24 protein-coding genes are annotated in these 25432 nt (G+C 67.9%); 16 read left to right on the forward strand and 8 right to left on the reverse strand.

Annotated elements, in window-relative coordinates:
* The first annotated feature begins 25 nt into the window (after positions 1-25).
* From ACODRW_RS08205 to ACODRW_RS08280, 16 genes are all read left to right on the forward strand, one after another.
* Positions 26-1069: a sugar ABC transporter substrate-binding protein gene (locus ACODRW_RS08205; protein WP_253313953.1), complete on the forward strand. Its 1044-nt coding sequence runs from the start codon at positions 26-28 to the stop codon at positions 1067-1069.
* Between the two features lie 63 nt (positions 1070-1132).
* The gene (locus ACODRW_RS08210) at positions 1133-2278 is read left to right on the forward strand and encodes an ABC transporter permease (RefSeq protein ID WP_082150805.1); all 1146 of its coding nucleotides are present in this window, start codon (positions 1133-1135) and stop codon (positions 2276-2278) included.
* Complete coding sequence (locus tag ACODRW_RS08215) at positions 2275-2424, forward strand: hypothetical protein (RefSeq protein WP_488905509.1); 150 nt, start codon at positions 2275-2277, stop codon at positions 2422-2424. Before ACODRW_RS08210 ends, ACODRW_RS08215 begins: the two co-directional genes overlap by 4 nt.
* The gene (locus ACODRW_RS08220) at positions 2411-3205 is read left to right on the forward strand and encodes an ATP-binding cassette domain-containing protein (RefSeq protein ID WP_231461293.1); all 795 of its coding nucleotides are present in this window, start codon (positions 2411-2413) and stop codon (positions 3203-3205) included. Before ACODRW_RS08215 ends, ACODRW_RS08220 begins: the two co-directional genes overlap by 14 nt.
* Positions 3206-3219: 14 nt before the next feature.
* Complete coding sequence (locus tag ACODRW_RS08225; RefSeq protein ID WP_488905510.1) at positions 3220-5178, forward strand: bifunctional 5-dehydro-2-deoxygluconokinase/5-dehydro-2-deoxyphosphogluconate aldolase; 1959 nt, start codon at positions 3220-3222, stop codon at positions 5176-5178.
* Positions 5175-7031: a 3D-(3,5/4)-trihydroxycyclohexane-1,2-dione acylhydrolase (decyclizing) gene (iolD, locus tag ACODRW_RS08230; RefSeq protein ID WP_488905511.1), complete on the forward strand. Its 1857-nt coding sequence runs from the start codon at positions 5175-5177 to the stop codon at positions 7029-7031. The genes ACODRW_RS08225 and iolD overlap by 4 nt, the downstream gene beginning before the upstream one ends.
* A 14-nt stretch (positions 7032-7045) precedes the next feature.
* The gene (gene iolE, locus ACODRW_RS08235; protein ID WP_488905512.1) at positions 7046-7966 is read left to right on the forward strand and encodes a myo-inosose-2 dehydratase; all 921 of its coding nucleotides are present in this window, start codon (positions 7046-7048) and stop codon (positions 7964-7966) included.
* The gene (iolB, locus tag ACODRW_RS08240; RefSeq protein WP_488905513.1) at positions 7963-8772 is read left to right on the forward strand and encodes a 5-deoxy-glucuronate isomerase; all 810 of its coding nucleotides are present in this window, start codon (positions 7963-7965) and stop codon (positions 8770-8772) included. The genes iolE and iolB overlap by 4 nt, the downstream gene beginning before the upstream one ends.
* An 87-nt stretch (positions 8773-8859) precedes the next feature.
* Complete coding sequence (locus tag ACODRW_RS08245; RefSeq protein WP_488877430.1) at positions 8860-10155, forward strand: aminopeptidase P N-terminal domain-containing protein; 1296 nt, start codon at positions 8860-8862, stop codon at positions 10153-10155.
* Between the two features lie 40 nt (positions 10156-10195).
* The gene (locus ACODRW_RS08250; RefSeq protein ID WP_488905514.1) at positions 10196-11359 is read left to right on the forward strand and encodes an FAD-dependent oxidoreductase; all 1164 of its coding nucleotides are present in this window, start codon (positions 10196-10198) and stop codon (positions 11357-11359) included.
* An 11-nt stretch (positions 11360-11370) separates the two neighbouring features.
* Positions 11371-12522, forward strand: coding sequence for a UbiH/UbiF family hydroxylase (locus ACODRW_RS08255; protein ID WP_488905515.1), 1152 nt, complete (start codon positions 11371-11373; stop codon positions 12520-12522).
* Between the two features lie 24 nt (positions 12523-12546).
* Entirely contained in the window at positions 12547-13281 is a 735-nt protein-coding gene (locus ACODRW_RS08260) for a thioredoxin fold domain-containing protein (protein WP_107800060.1), read from the forward strand.
* 96 nt (positions 13282-13377) lie between these two features.
* Positions 13378-14097 (forward strand): energy transducer TonB, encoded by a 720-nt coding sequence (locus ACODRW_RS08265; protein ID WP_488905516.1) that lies wholly within the window; start codon positions 13378-13380, stop codon positions 14095-14097.
* A gap of 341 nt (positions 14098-14438) precedes the next feature.
* Positions 14439-14699 (forward strand): acyl-CoA-binding protein, encoded by a 261-nt coding sequence (locus tag ACODRW_RS08270; RefSeq protein WP_019101840.1) that lies wholly within the window; start codon positions 14439-14441, stop codon positions 14697-14699.
* Between the two features lie 253 nt (positions 14700-14952).
* Entirely contained in the window at positions 14953-15423 is a 471-nt protein-coding gene (locus tag ACODRW_RS08275) for a putative pterin-binding protein (RefSeq protein ID WP_158274250.1), read from the forward strand.
* Complete coding sequence (locus ACODRW_RS08280; protein WP_227104219.1) at positions 15423-17225, forward strand: ATP-binding response regulator; 1803 nt, start codon at positions 15423-15425, stop codon at positions 17223-17225. Before ACODRW_RS08275 ends, ACODRW_RS08280 begins: the two co-directional genes overlap by 1 nt.
* A gap of 83 nt (positions 17226-17308) precedes the next feature.
* On the opposite strand, the gene ACODRW_RS08285 is transcribed toward ACODRW_RS08280, so the two are convergent.
* The 8 genes from ACODRW_RS08285 to ACODRW_RS08320 form a co-directional block, all read right to left on the reverse strand.
* Entirely contained in the window at positions 17309-18172 is an 864-nt protein-coding gene (locus ACODRW_RS08285; RefSeq protein ID WP_158274251.1) for a helix-turn-helix domain-containing protein, read from the reverse strand.
* 474 nt (positions 18173-18646) lie between these two features.
* Entirely contained in the window at positions 18647-20737 is a 2091-nt protein-coding gene (locus ACODRW_RS08290; protein ID WP_488905517.1) for a flagellar biosynthesis protein FlhA, read from the reverse strand.
* Positions 20734-21876, reverse strand: coding sequence for a flagellar type III secretion system protein FlhB (flhB, locus tag ACODRW_RS08295; protein WP_107798655.1), 1143 nt, complete (start codon positions 21874-21876; stop codon positions 20734-20736). The genes ACODRW_RS08290 and flhB overlap by 4 nt, the downstream gene beginning before the upstream one ends.
* Positions 21869-22648 (reverse strand): flagellar biosynthetic protein FliR, encoded by a 780-nt coding sequence (fliR, locus tag ACODRW_RS08300; RefSeq protein ID WP_227104215.1) that lies wholly within the window; start codon positions 22646-22648, stop codon positions 21869-21871. Before fliR ends, flhB begins: the two co-directional genes overlap by 8 nt.
* A gap of 2 nt (positions 22649-22650) precedes the next feature.
* Entirely contained in the window at positions 22651-22923 is a 273-nt protein-coding gene (fliQ, locus tag ACODRW_RS08305) for a flagellar biosynthesis protein FliQ (RefSeq protein WP_081545811.1), read from the reverse strand.
* A 25-nt stretch (positions 22924-22948) separates the two neighbouring features.
* The gene (gene fliP / locus ACODRW_RS08310) at positions 22949-23713 is read right to left on the reverse strand and encodes a flagellar type III secretion system pore protein FliP (protein ID WP_233246655.1); all 765 of its coding nucleotides are present in this window, start codon (positions 23711-23713) and stop codon (positions 22949-22951) included.
* Positions 23713-24075, reverse strand: a complete 363-nt coding sequence (gene fliN / locus ACODRW_RS08315) for a flagellar motor switch protein FliN (protein ID WP_107798657.1) — start codon at positions 24073-24075, stop codon at positions 23713-23715. Before fliN ends, fliP begins: the two co-directional genes overlap by 1 nt.
* Positions 24076-24106: 31 nt before the next feature.
* On the reverse strand, positions 24107-24973 hold the full coding sequence (locus ACODRW_RS08320) for a FliM/FliN family flagellar motor switch protein (RefSeq protein ID WP_488905518.1): 867 nt from the start codon (positions 24971-24973) through the stop codon (positions 24107-24109).
* Positions 24974-25432: the final 459 nt, after the last annotated feature.

Below are 25432 nucleotides of genomic sequence, written 5' to 3' on the forward strand. Positions count from 1 at the left end.
CCGGCGGAGAAGAAGGAGGAGAGAGATGCAGCAGCGATCCTGGAAGTGTAAGTGGAGGCGGGCACTGCCCGCGGCGGCGCTGGCGCTCTGCGCGCTGGCCCAGCCGGCCTTGGCGGCCGACGCCCGTTTCGTGCTGGTCAGCCACGCGCCGGATTCCGACGCCTGGTGGAACACCATCAAGAACGCCATCAAGCAGGCCGGCGAGGATTTCAACGTACAGGTGGATTACCGCAATCCACCCAATGGCGACCTGGCCGATATGGCGCGCTTGATCGAGCAGGCGGCGGCGCGCAATTACGACGGCGTGATCGCCAGCATCGCCGATTACGATGTGCTGAAGCGGCCGCTGGGCCAGGTGGTGGCCAAGAAGATTCCGCTGGTCACCATCAATTCCGGCACCGTCAAGCAAAGCGAAAGCCTGGGCGCCTTGCTGCACGTCGGCCAGCCGGAGTACGACGCCGGCTTCGATTCCGGCAAGCAGGCCAAGGCCGCCGGGATCAAGAGCTTCCTCTGCGTCAACCACTACGCCACCAACCCGGCCTCCTTCGAGCGCTGCAAGGGCTTCGCCGACGCCATCGGCGCCGATGTGCGCAAATCCACGCTGGACGCCGGCGACGACCCCACCGGCATCGAAAGCAAGGTCAGCGCCTATCTGCGCAACAATCCCGGCACCCAGGCGCTGCTGACGCTGGGGCCGACCTCGGCCAGCCCGGCGATCAAGGCGGTGAAGAAGATGGGCCTGGCCGGCAAGCTCTACTTCGCCACCTTCGACCTGTCCGAGGACATTTCCAAGGCGATCAAGGACGGCACCATCAAGTTCGCCATCGACCAGCAACCCTATCTGCAGGGCTATATCCCGGTGGCGGCGCTGGCCATCATGAAACGCGACAAGACCGCGGACCCGGTCAAGGTGGAAGCGGCGCTCAAGGCCAATCCCAAATTCCAGGCCCGGCTGAGGGAGTACGGGCTGGCCCCCCTCTACAAGGGCCGTCACATCAACTCCGGCCCCGGCTTCGTCACCAAGGACAATATCGCCAAGGTGGAGAAGTACGCCGGGCAGTTCCGCTGACCGCCGTTTCCCGATGGATCTGACGCCCGGCGCCGCGACGGCTGCGGGGCGAGGAGCATAGCTATGAGCATGAGCAAGGCCAGCCCGGGCAAGGCCGCGGGCATCCGCATGGCGCCGCCCGGCGATGATGAAAGAGTGCGGCGGCTGTCGCTGTTCGACCGGCTGATGGGCCGGCCGGAATTCGCCGCCGTCGCCGGCGCGGCGCTGGTGTTCGCGGTGTTCGGCGTCGGCGCCGGCGGTTCCGGCATGTTCGCGGTGGACGGCATCGTCAACTGGTCGCAGGTGGCGGCCTATCTCGGCATCATCGCCATCGGCGCCTGCCTGCTGATGATAGCCGGCGAGTTCGATCTGAGCCTGGGCTCGATGATAGGCTTCGCCGGCATGATGGTGGCGATTCCGCCGCTGTACTTCGGCTGGCCGTTCTGGCTGGCCGTCCTGTTCGCCTTCGCCGGTTCGCTGGCGGTGGGCTGGCTCAACGGCTATCTGGTGCTCAAGACCCGGCTGCCGTCCTTCATCGTCACCCTGGCTTTTCTCTTCATCCTGCGCGGCCTGACGCTGGCGCTGTCCATTCTGTTCGCTAACCGCACCATCGTCAGCGGCGTCGGCGATCTGGCGGCGGCGGACCCGCTGGCGCAATGGCTGTTCGTCGGCCATGTCGGCGCCGGCCTGTTCCACTGGCTGGCCGGCATCGGCGCCATCGCCTCCCTGCCGGACGGCGGCGCGGCGGCGGCCGGCGTGCCCAAGGTGCTGCTGTGGTGGCTGGCGCTGGCGGCGATCGCGGCCTTCGTGCTGGCGCGCACCCGGATCGGCAACTGGATCTTCGCCGCCGGCGGCGACGCCAACGCCGCCAAGAACGTGGGGGTGCCGGTCAAGCAGGTGAAGATAGGCCTGTTCATGTTCACCGCCTTCTGCGCCTGCCTGTTCGCGGTGCTGCAAGTGTGCGACGTGGGTTCCGCCGCCGCGGACCGCGGCCTGCAAAAGGAGTTCGAGGCCATCATCGCCGCGGTGATAGGCGGCTGTCTGCTCACCGGCGGCTACGGCTCGGTGGTGGGCGCCTGCTTCGGCGCGCTGATCTTCGGCGTGGTGCAGATCGGCATCACCTACACCAATATCAATTCCGACTGGTTCCGCGTTTTCCTCGGCCTGATGCTGCTGATGGCGGTGTTGTTCAATCACTATGTCAGACGCCGCGTGACGGAGGCCAAATGATGGTCACGACCGGCAAAATCCCTGCGGCCGCGTTGCGCCTCCTTGCCGTACTCAATGTACTGTCCGCGTCGGCGCGCCTTGCCGCAGCCGCTGCGCTGAACAATCCTGGCCGCGGGCCGCAAGGAGTCGAAGATGAAACCGTGTGACGACTACATCCTGGAGCTGGATCAGGTCAGCAAGACCTTCGGTTCGGTGATCGCCTTGCAGAAGGTGGATCTGCAGCTGCGCCGCGGCGAGGTGCATTGCCTGCTGGGCGACAACGGCGCCGGCAAGTCCACGCTGATCAAGACCCTGGCCGGGGTGCACCGGCCCAGCGGCGGCGAATACCGGGTGGACGGACAGCCGGTGCGCTTCGACTCGCCGCGCCAGGCGCTGGACCAGGGCATCGCCACCGTTTACCAGGATCTGGCCCTGGTGCCGCTGATGTCGGTGGCGCGCAATTTCTTCCTGGGCCGCGAGCCGATGAAGAAATGGCTGGGTCTGCTGCCGGTGCTGGATCTGGAACTGGCCGGCGAAGTGGCGCGCGACAAGCTGGCGGAAATGGGCATCCACATTCGCGACCCGCATCAGGCGATAGGCACCCTGTCCGGCGGCGAGAAGCAATGCCTGGCCATCGCTCGCGCCATTTACTTCGGCGCGCGGGTGCTGATCCTGGACGAGCCCACCGCCGCGCTGGGCGTCAAGCAGAGCGTCAATGTGCTCAAGCTGATTTCCAAGGCGCGCGACAAGGGCATCTCGGTGATCTTCATCACCCACAACGTCAACCACGCTTACCCGATAGGCGACCGCTTCACCCTGCTCAACCGCGGCCGCTCGCTCGGCACTTACGCCAAGGACGCGGTCAGCAAGGAGGAGGTGCTGGACATGATGGCCGGCGGCGCGGAAATGCAGAAACTGATGGCCGAGCTGGACGGCGTCCATATCTGAAAGGTAGATCTAGCATGCAAAACACCACCCGTTTCGCCAGCGGCCGCGACCGCGACCTGGTCTGCCTGGGCCGGCTGGCGGTGGACCTGTACGCGCAGCAGCTGGGCGCGCCGCTGGAAGACGCGGCCAGCTTCGCCAAATACCTGGGCGGCTCCTCCGCCAACATCGCTTTCGGCGCGGCCCGGCTGGGTTTGAAATCGGCGATGCTGTCCCGCGTCGGCGACGAGCAGATGGGGCGTTTCCTGCTCAAGACCCTGAGCGCCGAAGGCTGCGACGTCAGCCAGGTGAGGGTGGACCCGGAGCGGCTGACCGCCCTGACCCTGCTGGGCATCAAGGACCGCGACACCTTCCCTCTGCTGTTCTACCGCGAAAACTGCGCCGACATGGCGCTCGGCGTCGAGGACATCGACGAGGACTTCATCGCCGGCAGCCAGGCCTTGCTGATCACCGGCACCCATCTGTCGCGGCCCGGGGTGGAGGCGGCCAGCCGCCGCGCGCTGCAATACGCGCGCCGCCACGACGCGCGCACGGTGCTGGACATCGATTACCGGCCGGTGCTGTGGGGCCTGGCCGGCCGCGGCGACGGCGAAACCCGCTACATCGCCAGCGAGGAGGTCAGCGCTCATTTGCAGAAGCTGCTCTCCGAGTTCGACCTCATCGTCGGCACCGAGGAGGAGTTCCTGATCGCCGGCGGCGCGGCCGAGCTGATGCCGGCCTTGGCCCGGGTGCGCGCACTGAGCCGGGCGGTGCTGGTGGTCAAGCTGGGCCCCTTGGGCTGCGCGGTGATTCCCGACGCGGTGCCGGCGCGCATCGAGGACGCCTTCAGCGTGGCCGGCGCGCCAGTGGAGGTGATGAATGTGCTGGGCGCCGGCGACGCCTTCCTGGCCGGCTTCCTGTCCGCCTGGCTGCGCGGCGGCGACTACGCCGAATGCTGCCGCCGCGCCAACGCCTGCGGCGCGCTGGTGGTGTCGCGCCACGGCTGCGCGCCGGCGATGCCGACCCCGGCCGAGCTGGAGCGCTTTCTCGCCGCGCCGATGCGGCGGCCGGGCGAGGACGCGGCCTTGAGCCGGCTGCATCGGGTCAGCGCGGCGCGGCCGCGCTGGGACGAATTGTGCGTGTTCGCCTTCGACCACCGCAGCCAGTTCTTCGAACTGGCGCGCGCGGCGGGCGCGGACGAGGCGCGGCTGCCGCGTTTGAAGCAACTGCTGGTGCAAGCGGTGGCCGACGTCGAGCAGCGGCTGAATCTGCACGGGCGGGTGGGGGTGTTGATCGACGAGCGCTACGGCGCCGACGCGCTGTCCGCCGCCACCGGCCGCGGCTGGTGGGTGGGCCGGCCGGTGGAGCTGCCCGGCTCCAATCCGCTGGTGTTCGAGCAAGGCCGCGCGATGGCCGGCGCCTTGAACGCCTGGCCGCGCGAGCAGGTGATCAAATGCCTGGTCCAGTACCACCCGGACGATGAGCTGGACAACCGGCTGGAGCAGGAGGCGCAGGTCCGCGCGCTCTACGACGCCGCCCAGGCCAGCGGCCACGAATTGCTGCTGGAAATCATCCCGTCCAAGGATTTGCCGCGCGCCGACGACACCGTCTACCGCGCGCTCAAGCGCCTGTACAACCTGGGCATCCACCCGGACTGGTGGAAGCTGGAGCCGCCCGCCGCCGCGCAATGGCCGGCGCTGGACGCGCTGATCGCCGAGCGCGATCCCTATTGCCGTGGCGTGGTGCTGCTGGGACTGAACGCGCCCTTGGACGTGCTGCGCCAGGGCTTCGCCGCCGCGCGCGCCAGCCGCAGCTGCCGCGGCTTCATGGTGGGGCGCAGCCTGTTCCAGCGGCCGGCCGAACGCTGGCTGGCCGGCGAGATCGACGACGCCGGCCTGGTGGCCGAGGCCGGCGCGCGTTTTGCCGAGCTGGTGGCGGTGTGGCGCGAGGAACGCGGAGCGGCCGGCCGCGCGCTCAGCCAGGAGGGCGCGCGATGAGCACGATTCGTTTAACCATGGCCCAGGCGTTGGTGCGCTATCTGGCCGCGCAGCGAGTGGAACTGGACGGCGAGGAGCTGCCGCTGTTCGCCGGGGTGTGGGCCATCTTCGGCCACGGCAATGTCGCCGGCCTGGGCGAGGCGCTGCAGCAGGCCGGCGACAGCCTGCCCACCTGGCGCGCCCACAATGAGCAGGGCATGGCCCACGCCGCCATCGCCTACGCCAAAGCCCATTTCCGCCGCCGGATGATGGCGGTGAGCAGCTCCATCGGCCCCGGCGCCACCAATCTGGTCACCGCCGCGGCGCTGGCCCACGTCAACCGGCTGCCCTTGCTGCTCTTGCCCGGCGACGTGTTCGTGTCGCGAGCGCCGGACCCGGTGCTGCAGCAACTGGAAGCGCCGCAGGACGGCACGCTGTCGGTCAACGACTGCCTGCGGCCGGTGTCGCGCTATTTCGACCGCATCGTCCACCCGGCGCAGCTGCTCACGGCGCTGCCGCGCGCGCTGGCGGTGCTGACCGATCCGGCTCAATGCGGGCCGGCCACGCTGGCGCTGCCGCAGGACGTGCAGACCATGGCCTGGGATTATCCGGCCGACTGGTTCCGGCCGCGGCTGTGGCGCATCGCCGCGCCGCCGCCGGAACCGGACGCGCTGGAGCGGGCGGCGCGGGCGCTGGCCGCCGCGCGGCGGCCGCTGATCGTGGCCGGCGGCGGCGTGCTCTACAGCGCCGGCGGCGCGGCGGCCTTGCGCGCCTTCGCCGAGCGCCACGGCGCGCCGGTGGCCGAGACCCAGGCCGGCAAGAGCGCCTTGTCCTGGGACCACCCGCTGCAATTGGGCGCGATCGGCGTCACCGGCTCGCCGGCCGCCAACCGGCTGGCGGAACGGGCCGACCTGGTGCTGGCGCTGGGCAGCCGCTTGCAGGACTTCAGCACCGGCTCCGGGCAGCTGTTCCGCCAGGCGCGGCTGCTCAGCGTCAACGTCAACGCGCTGGACGGGATCAAGGCCGACGCCGTGGCCCTGAGCGGCGACGCCGCGCTATGCCTGGACGCGCTGTCGGCGCGGCTGGACGGCTGGAGCGCCGACGCCGGCTGGAGCGCCGAGGCGCGCGCGCTGGCCGATGACTGGCGCGCGGAGACGGAGCGCGTCACCGGTCAGCGCCAGCCGCACGGCCTGCCTTACGACGGGGAGGTGATAGGCGCGGTGCAGCGCCACCCCGGCTCCGCGCGCGACGACATCGTGGTCTGCGCCGCCGGCACCCTGCCGGCCGAGCTGCACAAGCTGTGGCGCGCCGCGACGCCGGGCGGCTACCACCTGGAATACGGCTATTCCTGCATGGGCTATGAAATCGCCGGCGGCCTGGGCGTGAAGATGGCGCGGCCGGAGCGCGAAGTCATCGTGATGGTGGGCGACGGCAGCTATCTGATGATGAACAGCGAGCTGGCCACCTCGGTGATGCTGGACCAGAAACTGATCGTGGTGCTGCTGGACAACCGCGGCTACGGCTGCATCAACCGGCTGCAGCAGGCCTGCGGCGGCGCGCCGTTCAACAATCTGCTGGACGACTGCCGCCAGGGCCGCCACGGCGCGCCGCGGGTGGATTTCGCCGCCCATGCCCGCGCGCTGGGCGCCGAGGCCGAGCACGTGGCCGACATCGCCGGCCTGGAGGCTGCGCTGGTCCGCGCCCGCGCCGCGGAACGCAGTTATCTGATCGCGATCGACACCGATCCGGCGCGCACCACCGAGGCCGGCGGCTGCTGGTGGGAAGTGGCGGTGCCGGAGGTGTCGGAACGGGCCGAGGTCCGCGCCGCGCGCCAGGCTTACGAAGACCGGCTGCGCCGGCGTCAATACGAATAGCGGGGAACAGCGCAATGCATGCATTCGACGTGAAAATCGGCATCAATCCGATTTCCTGGAGCAATGACGACCTGCCGTCGCTGGGCGGCGAAATCTCGCTGGAACAGGCGCTGGCCGAAGGCGCGGCCATCGGCTACCGCGGTTTTGAGCTGGGCAATAAATTCCCGCGCCAGCCGGAAGCGCTGGCGGCGGCGCTGGCGCCGCACGGCCTGCAATGCGTGTCCGGCTGGCATTCCGGCCGTCTGGCCGAGCGCGGTGTGGATGAGGAAATCGCCGCCGTGGAGCCGCATCTGCGCTTGTTGGCCGCCAGCGGCTGCCGGGTGATGGTCTACGGTGAAGTGGCGCAGGCGATACAGGGCCAGCCGCGCCCCCTGAGCCAGCGTCCGCGCTTTGGTTCGGAGCGGCAATGGCGCGATTACGGCGAGCGGCTGAACGCCTTCGGCCGCCACCTGCAAAGCCACGGCCTGACGCTGGCCTACCATCACCATATGGGCGCCTACGTCGAAACCCCGGACGATGTGGACGCGCTGATGACGGTCACCGGCCCGGAAGTGGGCCTGCTGTTCGACAGCGGCCACATCGCCTTCGCCGGCGGCGAACCGCTGGCGGTGCTGCGCCGCCATATCGGCCGCGTGGTCCACGTCCATTGCAAGGACATCCGCCCGCAGGTGGCGCGGCTGGCGCGCAACCGCGGCTGGAGCTTTCTGGAGTCGGTGCTCAACGGTGTGTTCACCGTGCCCGGCGACGGCGTCATCGATTTCGAAGCCCTGCTGCGCATGCTGGCCGAGCACGGCTATCGCGGCTGGCTGGTGGTGGAGGCGGAGCAGGACCCGGTGGTGGCGCCCAGCTACCGCTACGCCGATCTGGGCTTCCGCACCCTGGCCGGGCTGGTGGCCGCCATCCGCGCCGGCGCGCCGGAAAGGAGCTGCGCATGAATCAGCCTGATTTGCGCGTCAAGGCGACGGCCGGCCGCGTCGCCGCCGACATCACCCCGGCCTCCGCCGGCTGGCGCCATGTCGGTTTCCGCGCCTTGCGCCTGGCCGACGGCGAGGCCGAGGACTGGCTGCAAGCGGAACGGGAATGCTGCGTGGTGGTGCTGGCCGGCGTCGTCGACCTCATCGCCGGCGAACAGCGCTGGCCGGGCGTGGGCGGCCGCGCCGATGTGTTCGACGGGCAAGCGCCGTGGGCGGCTTATATTCCCGCCGGCTGTGCATTGCGCATCGTCGCCCGCAGCGCGGCCGAAGTGGCTTTGTGTTCGGCGCCGGGCCGGCCGCTGATCCGGCCGCCGCGGCTGATCCGGCCGCAAGACATGGCGCAGAGCGTGCGCGGGCAGGGGAGCAACACCCGCTACGTCACCGACATCCTGCCGCAGCAGGCGGAGGCGGACGGCCTGCTGGTGGTGGAAGTGCGCACCCCGTCCGGCCATTCGTCCAGCTATCCGCCGCACAAGCACGACCGCGACGCGCTGCCGGCGGAAAGCCAGCTGGAGGAAACCTATTACCACCGGGTGAGCCCGGCGCAGGGCTTCGTGTTCCAGCGCGTCTACACCGACGAGCGCGATCTGGACCAATCCCACGCGGTGGAGGACGGCGACGTGATGCTGGTGCCGCGCGGCTATCATCCGGTGTGCGTGCCGCACGGTTATGAATCCTACTACCTCAACGTGATGGCCGGGCCGCGCCGCGAATGGCGCTTCCACAACGACCCGGCGCATGAGTGGATGCTGTCCGCCGCGACCTGAGGCGCGGCGGCGGGGCTTGGGTTGGCGCGGGCGGCGGTGTAAACTGCCGCTTTTACGACCGCGTCGGTCCCTTGCCTGGATTCCGCCATGCCCACGCCTCATGCCGCACGCCGCGCCCGCCTGCTGTCCGCCCTGGGCGACGCCGTCGCGGTGCTGCCCACCGCGCCGGAAGCGGTGCGCAACGCCGATAATTTCTATCCCTATCGCCCGGACAGCCATTTCCTGTACCTGACCGGCTTCGCCGAGCCGGAAGCGGTGTTGGTGCTGGACGGGCGCAGCGGCAAGTCCATCCTGTTCTGTCGCGACAAGAATCCGGACATGGAAATCTGGGAAGGCTTCCGCCACGGGCCGCAGGCGGCGGCCGAGGCTTTCGGCTTCGACGAGGCTTATCCCGTCGCCGAGCTGGACGCGCGGATGCTGGAACTGCTGTCCGGTTGCGGCCGGCTGTGCTGGAGCCTGGGCCGCGACGCCAAATTCGACGTGCGCGTCAACGGCTGGCTGGACAGCCTGCGTCAGCGCGCCTACCACGGCGCGCCGGCGCCCAGCTGCTACGGCGACGTGCACGCGCTGCTGGACGAGATGCGCCTGATCAAGGACGACAGCGAGATCGCGCTGCTGCGCCGCGCCGGCGAGATTTCCGCCGCCGGTCATGTGCAGGCGATGCGCGCCACCCGGCCTGGCCTGCATGAATACCAGATCGAGGCGGAAATCCTGCACGCCTTCGTCAGCCGCGGCGCGCGCCAGCCTTCCTACGAAAGCATCGTCGCCGGCGGCGCCCATGCCTGCACCCTGCATTACTGCGCCAACAACGGCTTGCTGCGCGACGGCGAAATGCTGTTGATCGACGCCGGCTGCGAGCTGGAAGGCTACGCCGGCGACATCACCCGCAGTTTCCCGATCAACGGCCGCTTCAGCGGCCCGCAGCGCGACGTCTACGAAGTGGTGCTGGCGGCGCAGGCGGCGGCCATCGCCGCCTTGGGGCCCAATGTTCCCTGGAACGCGTCCGGCGACGCCGCGCTGGCGGTGCTGGTCCAGGGCATGCTGGACCTGGGGCTGCTGCAAGGCAGCGTGGACGGGGTGATCGAATCCGGCGCTTACCGCCAGTTTTACATGCACGGCATCGGCCATCTGATCGGCCTGGACGTGCACGACGTGGGCGCGCGCAAGCGCAACGGCCTGTGGCGCGCTTACCAGCCCGGCATGTGCGTGACGGTGGAGCCGGGCTTGTACATCCGCCCGGCGGACGGAGTGCCGGCCGCGCTGCATCATATCGGCGTGCGCATCGAGGACGATGTGTTGATCACCGAGCAGGGCTGCGAGGTCTATACCGGCGGCGTGCCCAAGCGCATCGACGAGATCGAGGCGCTGATGAATCAGGATTGAATTCCGGAGCCTGTGTCCCGAGGAAACAGGAGGAAACAGAATGCAGCAACAGACAAATGAACATGCGGATGTGGTGATCATAGGCGGCGGCCCGGTGGGGGCGCTGGCCGCCTTGCGGCTGGCGCGCGCCGGCCGCGAGGTGACCTTGGTGGAAGCCCGCGGCCGCGACGAGGCGGTGCGCGACGCGCGCGCGCTGGCGCTGTCCTGGCACAGCCGCGAACTGCTGCGCGAAGCCGGCGCCTGGCCGGAGGATTTGCCGGCATCCGTGATCGACAGCGTGCACGTGTCGCAGCAAGGCGCTTGCGGCCGCACCCTGTTGCAGGGCGAGGACGTGGGCCTGCCGCACCTGGGCGCGGTGGTGGATTATCCGGCGCTGGTGGCGGCGCTGGGCGGCGCGCTGGAGCGCGCCGGCGTGCGCGTGCTGTGGCGGCACCGGGTGCGGGCGGTCAAAAGCCTCAGCCATTACGCGGTGGCGACGGTGGAGTCGGACGCCGGCGAGAGCGTGTTGACCTGCCGGCTGGCGGTGATGGCCGAGGGCGGCGCGTTGGCGGAAAGCCTGCCCGGCGTCAAGCGCCTGAGCCACGATTACCGCCAGTGCGCGGTGTTGGCCGAGGTGCGCACCGAATTGCCGTCCAAGGGCGTGGCCTATGAGCGCTTCGCCCATGACGGGCCGCTGGCCCTGCTGCCGCACGGCGACGCTTATATGTTGGTGTGGACCCGCAGCGCCGAGGACGCCGCCCGCTTGCAGGCGGCCGACGACGCCGAGGTGGCCGCCGCCTTGCAGCAGGCCTTCGGCGAGCGCCAGGGCCGCATCCTGGACGTGGGGCCGCGCGCGGCGTTTCCGCTGGCGCTGAAGCAGCTCAACCGCGTGGTCAGCGGCCGGGTGGCGATGATAGGCAACGCCGCGCAAACCATGCACCCGGTGGCGGCGCAGGGCCTGAACCTGGGCCTGCGCGACGCCGCCGGCCTTAGCGCGGCGCTGGCCGGCGTGGCCGATCCCGGCGATGCCGCCGCGCTGGCGGCCTACGCGGCGGCGCGGCGGGTGGACAGCCACGCGGTGGTGGGCTTCACCCACGGTTTGATCAAATTGTTCGACGGCCACCATCCGGTGGTCAGCGCCATGCGCAGCGTCGGCCTCAGCGCGCTGGACGCGCTGCCGCCGCTGCGGCGCAAGTTCGCCAGCCATTTGGTGTTCGGCGTCTGATGGGAGCGGATGTGAAAGCATTGCAGTACGACGTGATCGTGGTCGGCGGCGGTCTGGTGGGCGCCAGCCTGGCGCTGGCGCTGGACCGCGCGGGCAAGCGGGTGGCCTTGCTCGAAGGGCGGCCGCCCGAGCTTCAGGACCTGGACCAGGGCTGGGACGCGCGCATCTACGCGGTGAGCCCGGCCAATCGCCGTTTCCTGGAGAGCCTGGACGCCTGGCCCGGCGCCGAGCGCCTGGGCGCGATTGAGGCGATGGATGTGCGCGGCGACGCCGGCGGCCGCATCGAGTTCGCCGCCAGCGACGCCGGCGAGCCGGCGCTGGCCTGGATCGCCGAGAACCGCTGGCTGCTGGCCGCGCTGTGGCGGCGGCTGGCGGCGTCTAGCGTCGATTGCCTGAGCGGAGTCTTGCCGCGGGCGCTGAGCGCTGACGCGCTGGGCGCGGAGCTGACGCTGGAAGACGGCCGCCGCTTGAGCGCCGCCTTGCTGGCCGGCGCCGACGGCGCCAACTCCTGGGTGCGCGAGCAGGCCGGCTTGAACGCCAGCGTCAAACCCTACGGCCAGAGCGGGGTGGTGGCCAATTTCGACTGCGAACGCCCGCACGGCGGCGTGGCGCGGCAATGGTTCACCGGCGACAGCATCCTGGCCTGGCTGCCCATGGCCGGGAACCGAATTTCCATGGTGTGGTCAACTTCTGATCCCTCGCGCTTGCTGGAGCTGCCGCCGGAGCAACTGGCGGCGACGGTGGCGGCGGCCGGAGGACGGGAGCTGGGCGAGTTGACCTGCCTCACCCCCGCGGCGGCGTTTCCGCTGCGCTTGATCCAGCCGGAGCGGGTGGCGGCGGAGCGCGTGGTCCTGGTGGGCGACGCGGCCCACACCGTGCATCCCCTGGCCGGCCAGGGGGTGAACCTGGGCATCCAGGACGCGGCGCAATTGGCCGCGCTGTTGGCCGGCGAACGCGACGCCGGAGACTGGATGCTGCTGCGCCGTTACGAGCGCCGGCGGCGCGAAGCGGTGAAAACCATGCAATTGGGCTGCGACGGCTTGTTCCAGCTGTTTCACGCCCAAGGGCCGGGCCTGTCCTGGCTGCGCAACACCGGCTTGAACCTGACCAATTGCCTGAAGCCTTTGAAGCGGCAATTCGCTCGGCAGGCGATTGGTTACTGAACCTCCTTTCAAGGATAAAGATTGATGAAGAAGAACCTGAAGTCCCTGGCGCTGGGCGCCTCCCTGATGATGGCGCTGGCCGCTTGCTCGCAAGCCGCCGGCAGCGGCAACGCCGGCGACGTGAAGAAGGCGTTTGAAGGCCGTTTCCCCGGCAAGCCGGTCAAGGCGGTGAGCGCCACCCCGGTGAAGGGGATTTTCGAGGTGGTGGTGGACAATAAGCAGGTGGTGTACACCAACGCCGACGCCAGCTATCTGTTTGTCGGCGATCTGATCGACGCGGTGAAGAAGGAAAGCCTGACCGAGAAGAAAATGGCCGAGCTGAACAAGGTGGACTTCAAGTCGCTGCCGTTTGAATACGCGCTGAAGGAAGTGCGCGGCAAGGGCGAACGCAAGCTGGCGGTGTTCTCCGATCCGGACTGCCCGTTCTGCAAGAAGCTGGAGCGCGAAGGCCTGAAGAATCTGGACAACGTGACCATCTACACCTTCCTCTACCCGCTGTCCCAGTTGCACCCGGACGCGATGCGCAAGTCCAAGCAGATCTGGTGCTCGCCCGACAAAGTGGCGGCCTGGTCCGGCTTCATGCGCGACGGCAAGCCGCTGACCGGTCCGGACAATTGCGACACTCCGCTGGAGAAGATTCAGCAGCTGGGCGAGAAGCTGGGCATCACCGGCACGCCGGGCCTGATCTTCGCCAACGGCCAGCTGGTGCCGGGCGCGATCGATGGCGACGATATCGAGAAGCTGCTCAACGCCAAGTGAGCGCATGAAGGCAGGCGCCGCTAAGCGGAATTCCACGGCCTGCCCCTGCGTCCGCGCGACGCCGGGGCAGGCCGTTGTCGCGCCAGGCGGACGGCGATGACGGCGCGGCCGGGCCGGCGCTTGTCCGACGGCGACCGCCTGTTGCTGGGCCTGTCGCTGTCGCTGGCCTTGCACGGGCTGGCCTTGTTCGCGCCGTGGCCGGCCGGCGGCGCGCAGGGCGCGGTTTCCGGTCTGAGCGTGCGTCTGTCCGCCGCGCCGCCCGCTGCCAGCGCGGCGCGGGACGCCGTCCGGCCCGCGGCTTCCGGCCTTGCCGCGGAGCCGGCCGCCCTGCCGCCGGCCATGACCGGGCCCGGGGCGTCGCAGGCCTTGGCGGAGGCGTCGGCGCCGAGGCAGGAGACGCTGCCGGCGGCCGCGTCCGTCCCCGCGCCGGAAGCCTCCGCGCCGGCGGCAAACGGCGAGCAAGCCGCCGCCGCCGATGAGGGGCTGCCGCAGCGGCTGGGCCTGGACCTTTATTATCCGGCCGGACAGCTGGAGCGCCTGGCGGAGCCGCTGGAGCCCATCGTGCCGCCGATACTGGCCGATATGCCTGGGGATCCGCCGGTGTTCGAGCTGCGCGTCTATATCAATGAGCAGGGCGGGGTGGACGCGGCGCAATGGGCGGGCGCGGCGCCGGCGGACGGCGACGCGCAGCTGGAGCCGTTCCGGCGCGCGCGCTTCTTGCCTGCGCGCAAAGACGGCATTGCGGTGAAGAGCTATAAACGAATTCTGCTGGAGACGGCGCCGTTGACGGAAACGGCGGCGCCGGGCCGGCCTTAGAACGTGTTTACGATCTGCCGCGCGTCGTGGGGCGTTGCGCGGTGAGCGCCCCTTCGAAAGGCTGATGCGCCGCGTGCGCACTCCGCTTTCTCAGACGTTTTCGCCTTGTCTCGCCTTAGCTCGCGAGATCGCGAACACGTTCTCAAGCCTGTTCAAGGCTCTCCCGGGCCAGGGCGGCCTTGGAGCGAGCCGGTGGAACAAAATTGAGGCCGGACGCCGGGCCGGCGGCTGACCAAGGGCGCGGGTTCGTGGTAAATTCCGCTCTCCGGCGCTGCTTGCCGGAGGCTAACATCTCCAATCAGGGGCGTACGAACGTCCCGGTCTTCAACAAAGGAATTCCCATGTCTGATCTGCAGACTCTGTTCACCCAGGCTCAGGCCGATGTCAAGACCCTGTCCGAGCGTCCGGACAACCAGACCCTGTTGCAGCTGTACGCGCTGTTCAAGCAGGCGACCGAAGGCGACGCCGCCGGCGAGCGCCCGGGCATGATGGACTTCATCAACCGCGCCAAATTCGACGCCTGGGAAAAGCTGAAAGGCAAGGGCAGCGACGAGGCCAAGCAGGAATACGTGGACGTGGTGAAGCGTCTGCTGGAAGAGTAAGCCGGCCGCCAGAACGGGCCGCCCGCGGGCGGCGCCGTTTGCGGCGGCGAAGCGGCACAGGTCCCGCGTGCCGATTTTTTTTAGAAGTTGTTCGCCATCCCGCGGGGCAAGCCCGCGAAACGGGCGCCGCGGCCGAAGCGGCCCGCGGATCGCGAACGGGTTCTCAACTGCCGCCGGCTGTTGCCCAGCAGCGCGCGGCGGTACGGTTTTTCAATCAAGTGAAGCGTTGGCCAAGATGAAGAGAGTCTTTTGCTTGCTGGTTTTCGCCCTGCTGGCGCAAGCGTGCCGGGCCGGCGACGATCCGGTTTTGCTGGTGGTGTCGGGCAAGATCAGCCATTTCACCGATTCGGCGCGCGGCGTGTACGAGTTCCGCGAGAGCGCGCTGATGGCCTTGCCGCAAACTTCGCTGGTCACCGCCACCAGCTGGACGCCCAAGGCCACCTTCAGCGGGCCGCTGGTGCGGGACATTCTGAATAAAGTGGGCGCCTACGGCCACCAGGCCCAGTTCGTGGCGCTCAACGACTATACCTATTCCATTCCGGTCAGCGAGCTGGTCAAGTATCGCGCCATCCTGGCGCGCCGCTTCAATCAGCAGCCGATGAACGTGGCCCGCTACGGGCCCTTGTGGTTGATGTATCCGCTGGAGCAGATGCCGGATTCGGCCAAGGGGCCGGCGCTGGACGCCAAGCTGATCTGGCAGATAGACGGTTTGGTGGTGAACTGATGGACCAGGACAATCAAGCGTCGTCCGACGCCGCGCCGGGCTGGCTCAGCCGCCTGCGGCGGCTGATTTCCGGCTGGGGCGGCTGGCCGGAGGGCCGGCGCATGCTGTGGGTGGGCTTGCTGGTGCTGATCACCGCCGCCGGCGGCATGTATTACAGCATCAGCCAGCTGGGCAAGGTCAATTCCGTGGCCAATAGCAGCGAGGATTTGTATTGGTCGGTGGCGCAGTTCCAGCTGGAAATGGAGCGCGCCAAGTCCGCGCTGGTGGGTTTCCAGGCCGGCCGCATCAAGCAAGACGAGTTGTTGCGGCGGCTGGAAGTGGCCAATAGCCGTTTCCACGTGTTTGCCGAACCGGCGCCGGTGCGGGTGCAGATGTTGCTGCGCCAGGTGAAGGGCTTCGACACCCTGGTGGCGGATTACCAGCAATTGTTCAACGACCCCGCCTTCAGCCACCCGGCGCTGGACTCGGCGCCGGCGCTGCTGGAGCGCATCGATCTGCTGCGGCCGCAACTGATGGCCTTCGCCGTGGAGGCGAGGGTGGCCGAGGTCAAGAGCCGCACCGAGCGGCTGGAGGACCTGGACCGCCAGCGCAGCAATGTGCTGTATCTGCAATCGGTGTTGTGGGGCGTGATCTGCGCGGTCATCCTGCTGTTGTCGCGCTACAGCTCGGTCAAGCGTTTGGCCAGCGCCAAACAGGCCTTGCTGGAGAAGGAACAGTCCGCGCATCAGGCCACGGTGGCGATGGAGCTGGACCGCACCACCTTCCTGGCCACGCTGAGCCACGAGATCCGCTCGCCCTTGCAGTCCATGCAGGTGTGCATCGAGCTGCTGGAGCCGGTGGCGGACGGCCAGAAGACCGCGCGCACCGCCTTGCAGCGTTTGAAAACCAGCGTGTCGCATTTGTCGGCCCAGGTGCACGACATCATGGACATCAGCGCCATCCGCAATATGAAGCTGCGGATGAATCCGCAGCCCATGCCCTTGGCCGAGGTGCTGCAAGCCACCATGGACGTGATGCGGCCGCTGGCCGACGCCAAGGGCCTGGCGCTGAACTACCAGGCCGGGCCGCTGCCGGCCAAGGTGGTGCTGGACGAGGTCAGGCTGCGCCAGGTGGTGGGCAATCTGGTGTCCAACGCCATCCGCTACACCGACAGCGGCGCGGTGACGGTCAGCGTGTCCTGCCTGCGCGCCACCGGCCACCATGAACTGGTGCTGCAGGTGCGCGACACCGGCGTGGGCATTCCGCTGGAGTATCAGCAGCGCATTTTCCAGCCCTTCATCCAGGGCAAGCACCGCCGCGCCGGCAGCTGCGGCCTGGGTCTGTCCATCGTCAAGGAGTTGGTCAATCTGTTCGGCGGCTGCATCGAGCTGGACAGCGCCGAGGGCAAGGGCGCCTGCTTCACCGTGCGCCTGCCGGTGCAGGCGCTGGAGTCGGCCGGTCCGCAGTCGGTGCTGATCGTGGACGACGACGCCGACATCCGCGACACCCTGGCCGAGCTGCTGCAGCGCGACGGCTACCAAGTGGCCACCGCGGAGACGGCGGCGCTGGCCGAGCAGGCGCTGGAGCGGGCCGATTTCGACACCGTGCTGCTGGACATGCATCTGGGCGCGGACAGCGGCTATCAGGTGGCGGAACGGGCCTGGAGCGGCCGGCGCGCCGAACAGACCGCCGTCGTCGGCATGAGCGCTTACCCGGAGGCGTTTCAGGATCCGCGCGCCCAGCGTTTCGCCGGCATCCTGGCCAAACCCTTCGACGCCGGCCAGCTGCGGCAGATGCTGGACGTGGTGGCCCGACGCGGCTGAACGCGGCGGCGCATGGCCGGACAGAAAAAAGCCCTGGAGATCCAGGGCTTTTTCATGTCGCTCGGCGGCTGGAGCGGGTCTGCTCAGACTTCCAGATCGTGGGCCGCGGTCACCACATTGGTGATCTGCAGCGCCAGGATGGAGCCCGGCGTGGGCTTGCCGATGTAGTAAACGCCCTGGATGCGCAGCGCCTGCTGCAAGGCGGATTCGTATTCCTCGGCGTGGCCGGTTAGCACGATGATGGGCACGGTGGCCGAGCGCTGGCGTATGGTTTCTATCACTTTCATGCAATCGTCGTCGCCCAGCACCCAGTCCAGCACGAAGGCGTCGAACTCCTCGTGCGGCAGCGCGGCCAGCAGCTCGGACGGGGACTCGTAGGGCAGGGCGAACAGGCCCTGGCGCACCAGCACCGCCGCCAGGATGTCGGCGTCCATATCGTCCAACACCGCCACCAGCAGCCGTTTGTTATTGGCGCGCTTGGGCGGCTGCACCGCCAGATAGGTGACTTCGTGGCCGTTGATGCAGCGGTCGTGGCTGCCCGGATACACGTGCCAGCTGTCACCCTGGCGGCGCGCCAGCAAGAGCGGCGAGATGGAGTCGTCCTGGACCACGTCGCCCAGCTGTATCCAGCAATGGGCTTCCTCGGTGTGGTCGGTCAGGTGGAGGATGGCCGGGATCAGGTCGGCGTCCGGCACCCGCACCGGCCGGCGGTTGTCTTGCGACACCAGCAGCTCGGAGGTGGGCAGGCCCAGGTATTGCGCCAGCTTCTCCAATTGACCCAACTGCCACTGGCTGCTGCCGTTGAGCTTGCGGTAGGTTTGCGACGCGCTCAGGCCCAGCACTTCCTCGATCAGGCTGACCTGTTGCGACTCCGCCAGGCCGCGCTGTTCCAGATGCGTGCGGATATTGGCGTTGATGATTTCAGTGGTTGGCTTGTTCTGTGTCATTTGCATGTCTTTGGAGTAGGGCGACTATCGGGTCGTTCTGATCCGCAGCTTGCCGCCGGCGCGGGCGGAGGGCTGCTGTCTTTCTTCATTATCGGCGGCGGCGAGCGGAGGGCGGATGGCCTTCCGGGCAGGGGCGGGCACGTCGACGCTGGGGTTTCTACTTAGCCGATATTAGTCAGCTTTTGCAAAATTTGCGAAAAATTTTCGCTGAAAATGCAAAAAAGGTTTTCATTTTAAAATTGGGCATACAGATTGAAACCTGTTCCTTGGTACAGATTCGAGCTGTGTTATGCCTGTGGCCTAGTAAGACTTGGCCGGTGAAGGGCGGCTAGGTGTCTGATTTTATTGGGTGGATGGCGGCTTGGGCGGAGGCGGACGGCTTGGGGAAGAGGGTGTTGTAATTTCGCATATCATGCGAAGAGCGTGCGGGCGCGGCGACGCGCGCCCGCGGCGGGCTTGATCGTGGGCGGGCGCTCAGCCCAGGGTGCCGGTCAGGCTGACTTCGCGGGTTTCCGGCACTTCGTTGTAGGACAGCACGTGCAGGCCCGGCGCGAACAAGCGCGCGTAGCGCGCCAGCAGCGGGCGGATCTGCGGCATCACCAGCAGGATGGGCGCGTGGCCCAGCTGTTTCATCTGGTCGCGCACCACCGGCATATTGGCCTGTAGCTGCTGCAGCACGTTGGGGTCGATGGGGAAGCTGTCCAGCTGCGGCTTGCCGGTTTGCTGCGCCTGGCTCAGCGCGCCCAGCAGCAGGTTTTCCAGATCGGCGGACAGATTGAAGGCCTTCATCTCGCCGCGCGGCCCCAGGATGGATTGCACGATCTGGCGTTTCAGCGCGCAGCGCACCTCGGCCGCCAGCATGATGGGGTCCTTGCTGCTTTCGCTGGCGTCCAGCAGGGCGTTGGCGATGGGGCCGATGTCTTTCAGCGACACATTGTCGGTCAGCAGCTGACGGTAGGCCTTGAGCTGCAAGGGCGCCGGCAGCGCCTGGTTCAGCGCGGAGGCGAGCTTGGGCGCCAGCGCCGACAGCCGCTCGTTGATGGCGGCCACGTCGTCGTGGCGGAACAGCTCGGACAAGTGCTCGCGCATCACCTTGTTCAGATGGGTGGCCACCACGCTGGCGCAGTCCACCACCTGATAGCCCAGGCCCAAGGCCTTGCTCTTGTCGTCGGGCAGGATCCAGGTCACCGGCATCGCGTAGGCCGGGTCCACGCCGGGCATGCCGTCCACTTCGCCGTACAGCTCCGGCGAGGGGATGGCCATCAGGCGGTCGGCGTAGACCTCGCCCTCGGCCACGGTGTTGCCGCTGAGCAGGATGGCGTATTGAGAGGGCTTGAGGCGCAGGTCGTCGCGCAGGTTCACAGGCGGCATCAGCACGCCCATGCCCTCGCTCAGGCTCTGGCGCACGCCGCGCACGCGCTTGGCCAGCGGCGCGCCCTGGCTCTTGTCCAGCAGCGACACCAGCTTGTAGCCCAGATTGACGCCCAGCGTGTCCACATAGGGCAGGGCGCCCCATTCCAGTTCGATGTCGGCGTCGCCGGCCAGCGCGCTTTTCGCCAGCGCCGGGTCCGGCTGGTTCGGCAGCACTTGCTGGCGGCGGTGCATCCGCCAGGCGACGAAGCCCAGCAGCAGCGCGAAGCCCAGGAAGGTGGGCCAGGGCATGCCGGGGATGGCGGCCAGCACCAGCATCATGCCGGCGGCGCTCATCAGCACGGTGGGGGAGGCCAGCATCTGCTTGCCCACCTGCTCCTGCATGTCGCCGTCGTCGCTGATGCGGGTGACGATGATGGCGGCGGCCGAGGACAGCAGCAGGGCCGGGATCTGCGCCACCAGACCGTCGCCTATGGTCATCAGCGCGTACTGGCGGAAGGCGTCGCCGGCGGACAGGCCGTGCATCAGCGCGCCGATGGCCACGCCGCCGAAGAGATTGATGATCAGGATCAGGATGCCGGCGATGGCGTCGCCGCGCACGAACTTGGACGCGCCGTCCATCGCGCCGTAGAAATCGGCCTCGGTGGCGATGTCGCGGCGGCGCTGCTGCGCCTGCTCCTGATTGATCAGGCCGGCGTTGAGGTCGGCGTCGATGGCCATCTGCTTGCCGGGCAGCGCGTCCAGGGTGAAGCGGGCGGACACTTCCGAGATCCGTTCCGCGCCCTTGGTCACCACCATGAAGTTGATGATCATCAGGATGACGAAGACCACCATGCCGACGACGAAGTTGCCGCCTATCACCACCTGGCCGAAGGCCTCGATCACCCGGCCGGCGGCGTGGGTGCCCTCATGGCCGTGCAGCAGCACCACCCGGGTGGACGCCACGTTCAGCGACAGCCTGAGCAGGGTGGTGGCCAGGATGATGGTGGGGAAGGCGGAGAAGTCCAGCGGCCGCTTGGCGGAGACGCTGACCAGGATGACGATGATGGCCAGCACGATGTTGAAGGTGAACAGCATGTCCAGCGCCATCGGCGGCAAGGGCAGCATCACCATGGCCAGTATGGCCAGCAAAAACAGCGGGGCGGCGATCTTGTGGCGGCCGATGTCGGCCAGCAGTCGAGTGAAAGCGTTCATGATGCGGTTCTGGGATCGGCCATGTCGCGCGGGATCGGCAAATCGTCCGGCAGCCGCGGCTGGCTACGGCGCGATCCGTTGCGGAAGGCCTTGAGTTGCATGACATAGGTCAGGACTTGCGCCACCGCTCGGTACAGCGGCGCGGGAATCTGTTGGTTGACCTGGGTGGTGTGGTAGACGGCGCGCGCCAGCGGCGGCAGCGGCACGATGTCCACCTGATGCTCTTGAGCCACCTGGCGGATGTAGAGCGCCATCTCGTCCAGGCCCTTGGCGATGATGAAGGGTGCCTCGGCGCGCTCCTCATCGTATTTCAGCGCCACCGCGTAGTGCTCGGGGTTGACGATGACCACGTCGGCGGTGGGCACCGCCTTGCGCACGCCGCGCTGGGCCATCTGCATCTGGATCTGGCGGATGCGCTGCTTGATCTCCGGCCGGCCCTCGGTGCTCTTGTACTCTTCCTTGATTTCCTGCTTGCTCATTTTCTGCTGCTTCATGAACAGCAGGATTTGCAGCGGCAGGTCGATCAGCGCGAACAGCATGAACACCGCGGTCAGGGTCAGCAGCGCGTTGATCAACAGCTCGGCGCTGCCGGCGAGAGCGGTGGCGAAGGGCGCGCCTTGCAAGGCGAAGAAGTCTTCCAGCGCGCTCTGGCTCAGCCGGTACAGCACCCAGCCCAGCAACAGCGCCTTGGCGATGGATTTACCGATCTCGCTGGCGTGCCGTGCCGAGGCGATGCGGCCGAAGTGGGCCAGCGGATTGAAGCGCTCCAGCTTGGGCTGCAGATGGTTGAGGCTGAACACCCAGCCGCCGGGATAGAGCGAAACCACGATCATGCACAGCGGAATCACCGCCAGCGGCAGCACCATCTTGACCAGCAGCAGCAAGGTGCCGGCGAACAGCTTGGACCAGCTGTTGTCCAGCGCGCCGCTGCCGGAGAGCGGGGCGAAGGCCAGCGCGAACAATTCCCGGAATTCGTCCAGCCACTGCGGCATCAGCCAGAAAGCCAGTTTCAGCGCCAACAACAGGCCCAGCGCGGCGGCCAGATCGCGCGAGCGCGGCACCTGGCCTTGCTTGCGCGCCTGCCGCAGCTTGTGCGGCGTGGCCTTTTCGGTTTTGTCGCCGCCGCGCCCCTCAGCCATGGCCGGCCCTCAGCATGCCGTCCAGCAGGCGCAGCATCTGTTCGTTCAGGTTCAGGTATTGCTGGGGGATGAAGCGCGCCACCAGGCCCAGCGTGCCCAGGCCGAACAGAGTAATCAGCGGGAAGCCCAGCGAGAACAGGTTCAGCGACGGTGCCACCCGGTTGATCATGCCCACGCCGGCCTGCACCACGAAGGTGGCGAACACCGCCGGCAGCGCCAGCAGCATGGCGGCGGACAAGACCCAGGCCACGCCGCCGGCCAGCATGGACAGCGAGGCGGCCGGCACGCCGCCGCCCACCGGCCAGGCCTGGAAGCTGGCGTAAACCACCTGGATCAGCAGCAAATGGCCGTCCAGCGAGAAGAAGATCATGGCGCCCAGCAGGTAGAGCAGGCTGGACACCACGTCGGAAGAATTGCCGTTGCCGGGGTCGTTCATCACCGCCATGGACAGCGCCATCTGCGAGGACACCAGGAAGCCGAGCACGGCCAGCACCGCCAGCACCAGCTGAAAGGCGAGGCCGAAGACGAGGCCGATCACCGCCTGCTCGATGCTGGCGGCGACGCCGGCCAGAGAGAACAGGTCCAGCTTGGGCAGCGGCAGGGTGGCCGGCAGCGTGGCGGCGGACAGCGCCAGCGCCAGGCCGATGCGCACCCGCACCGGCACCATGCCCTCGCCGATGAAGGGCGCCACGCTGAAGGCGGCCATCAGCCGGCAGAACGGCCACCAGAAGGCCGGGATCAGGTCCAGCAGCTGGGCGTAGAGGCCGGTCACGGCTATCCGACCAGACTGGCGGCGCGCTGGAACATCGCCACGCAGAAATCCATCAGGAAGCCGGTGATCCAGTGGCCGGCGATGGCGATGGTGAGCAAGGTCACCAGCAACCGCGGCAGGAAGGACAGCGTCTGCTCGTTGATCTGGGTGGCGGCCTGGATCAGGCTGACGATGACGCCGACGATCAGGCTGGGCAGGATCAGCAACACCACCAGGGTGACGACGACGCGCAGGCTGTCGTTGACGATGTCGACGGCGATGTCGGGAGTCAGCATGGGAAGTCCATTCTCAAGAGCGCGGTCAATAAGCCTGTATCGAGGTGACCAGGGTGTTCACCGTCAGCGACCAGCCGTCCACCAGCACGAACAGCAGCAGCTTGAGCGGCAGCGAAATCACCAGCGGCGACAGCATCATCATGCCCATCGCCATCAGCACGCTGGACACCACCAGGTCTATCACCAGAAAGGGGATGAACAGCATGCAGCCGATCTGGAACGCGGTCTTCAACTCCGACAGCACGAAGGCGGCCAGCTTGACCGCGAAGGCGTGGTCCTGCGGATTGCTGATCTTTTCCTCGCCGGACAGCCTGGCGATCTGCGCCAGCGCGGTCTTGCTGGTTTGCGCCAGCATGAAGCGGCTGATCGGCTTCTGCGCGATCTCCAGCGCCTGCTGCATGGTGATCTTGTCCTGATCGAAGGGCTGCAAGGCATGGTTCCACACCTCCAGGCCCACCGGCCGCATCACCAGCAGGGTCAGGATCAAGGACACGCCGGTGACGATGCGGTTGGGCAGGCCCTGCTGCAGGCCCAGCGCCTGGCGCAGCAGGGACAGCACGATGATGAAGCGGGTGAAGCTGGTCATCATCAGCACCAGCACGGGCAAGAGCCCGAGCAAGGTCATCAGGATCAGGATCTGAGTCTTGATGGTGAAATCCACCGGCGTGCCGCCGGCGTTGGCCGACAGCAGCTTTAGCGGCTCGGCCTGACAGGCGGCGGCCAGCGCCCAAAGCCCCGCGGCGATGAGGCCGGGTCGCAGCAGGGGGCGCAGCTTCTTCAAGAGTCCCATCAGGCCAGGCTGTCCAGTTCCAGATCGTTCAGCTCCACCACCCGCAGGCCGTAGTTCTCGCCGGCCACCACCACTTCGCCGCGGCCAATCACCGTGCCGTTGACCTTGATGTCCAGCGGTTCGCCGGCCAGCTTGTCCAGCTCCACCACCGAGCCGTTTTCGATATTGACCAGATCGGCCAGCGAGATGTCGGCGCCGCCCACTTCCAGCGTCAGCCGGACCGGGATCTTGCGTAGGAACTGGGTCATGTCGCGTTGCGGCCGGCGCGCCGCGGCGTCGTCCGCCGGCTTGGCGTCCGCGTCGTTCTGACCGTCCAGGCCGTCCAGCACGCCGCCCAGGTCGAAATCGTCGTTCAAGTCCATGCTAATCCTTGCTTGTTCTGTGTGTGTAGAGTCATTCGCTGGCGACAAAGCCGGTCAGGCACAGCTTGCCGTGCTGCTCGGCCACTTCGGCGTCGAACAGCCGCGAAGCGCCGACCAGCACTTCGCTCCTGGCCTGCAGCGTCACCGGCAGCACGCTGCCGGGGCGCAGGTCCATGATGTCGCCCAGCGCCATTTCGCGGTCCAGCAGCCGCGCTTGCAGCCGCACCCGCAGCCGCTCGCGGAAGGTGTCCGCCGGCGCGGCCTGGGCGTCGGCGCTGTCGCGGCGGCCGGACAGGTTTTTCAGCAGCCGTTCGAAGCAGGCGGCGTCCAGTTGCAGGCGCAGCGCGCCGACGGCGTGCTCGCCGTCGCCGATGTCCAGGCGTATCTCCCAGACCCCGGTGCCGGGCGGCACGAAGGGCAGCGGCGCGCAGTCGGCCGGGCCGGGCGGCAGGCCGCCGGCTTGGCGGTCCAGGCGCAAAACGCATTGCAGCAGCCGCGGCAGCAGCCGTTCCGCCAGGCTGCGCGCCAGCCGGCGTTCGGTTTCGGTTTCCGCCGGCGCGGCGGCGTCGGCGTCCGGCTGCGCCGTCGGCGCGCCGAAGCGGTAATCCAGCAAGCGCAGCAGCAGCGGCCGTTCGATATGGCTGCCCAGCTGGCAGCCGTCCAGCGCGTGCCACAGCCAGCGGCGCTCGTCGGCGGCCGGTTGCGCCTGTTCCAGCGCGCGGATGTGGAAACGCGCGTGGTAGCGGCGGTTCAATTCTTGCTGCAGGAAATCCGCCAGCTCTTCTTGCAGGGCTTTGCCGAAGACGGGCAGCAGATGGAACGGCCGTCCCAGCGTGCGCAGGTCGAGAGCCGGCAATTGGGCGCCGTCATGCTGCGAAATGATTCTGGCTCTTGGCATCTCGATTCTCGGTGAAGGCGTGGGCTTGGCGCCGCCGGCGCGCCCGGCCGGCGCGCGCGGGCGACGGCAGGGGCGCGGCGCTTAAACCGCGGCGTCCTGGTGTTCATCAAGGCCGGCCCGCCCTCTGCGGCGCTGGAGGCGAACTGTACTAGAAGGTACTAAATTCGCGGCTCGCGGACGGAGGCAAACGGCAGGCTAAACCTTATGGAGTGTGCATCTTACTGGCTGCCGCCGTTGGGTAAAGGGGGAAAATTCACGTCAGAGTTTGTGAAAATTCACGGCTGTTGGTTTAAGCATAAAGTTTAAAATCGCCGCTCGTATCCTGGCGTCAGGATGATGGCATGGTTACAAGTCCTCATCTCGGGGCTGCCGCTTCGATACGCTCGCCGCCGCGCGGCGGGCCGCAGACGTGAAACCGGCCTTGATTGGCCACTCAATAATAACGGGCACCGCCCGACA

The sequence above is a fragment of the Chromobacterium sp. FG89 genome, assembly GCF_057808735.1.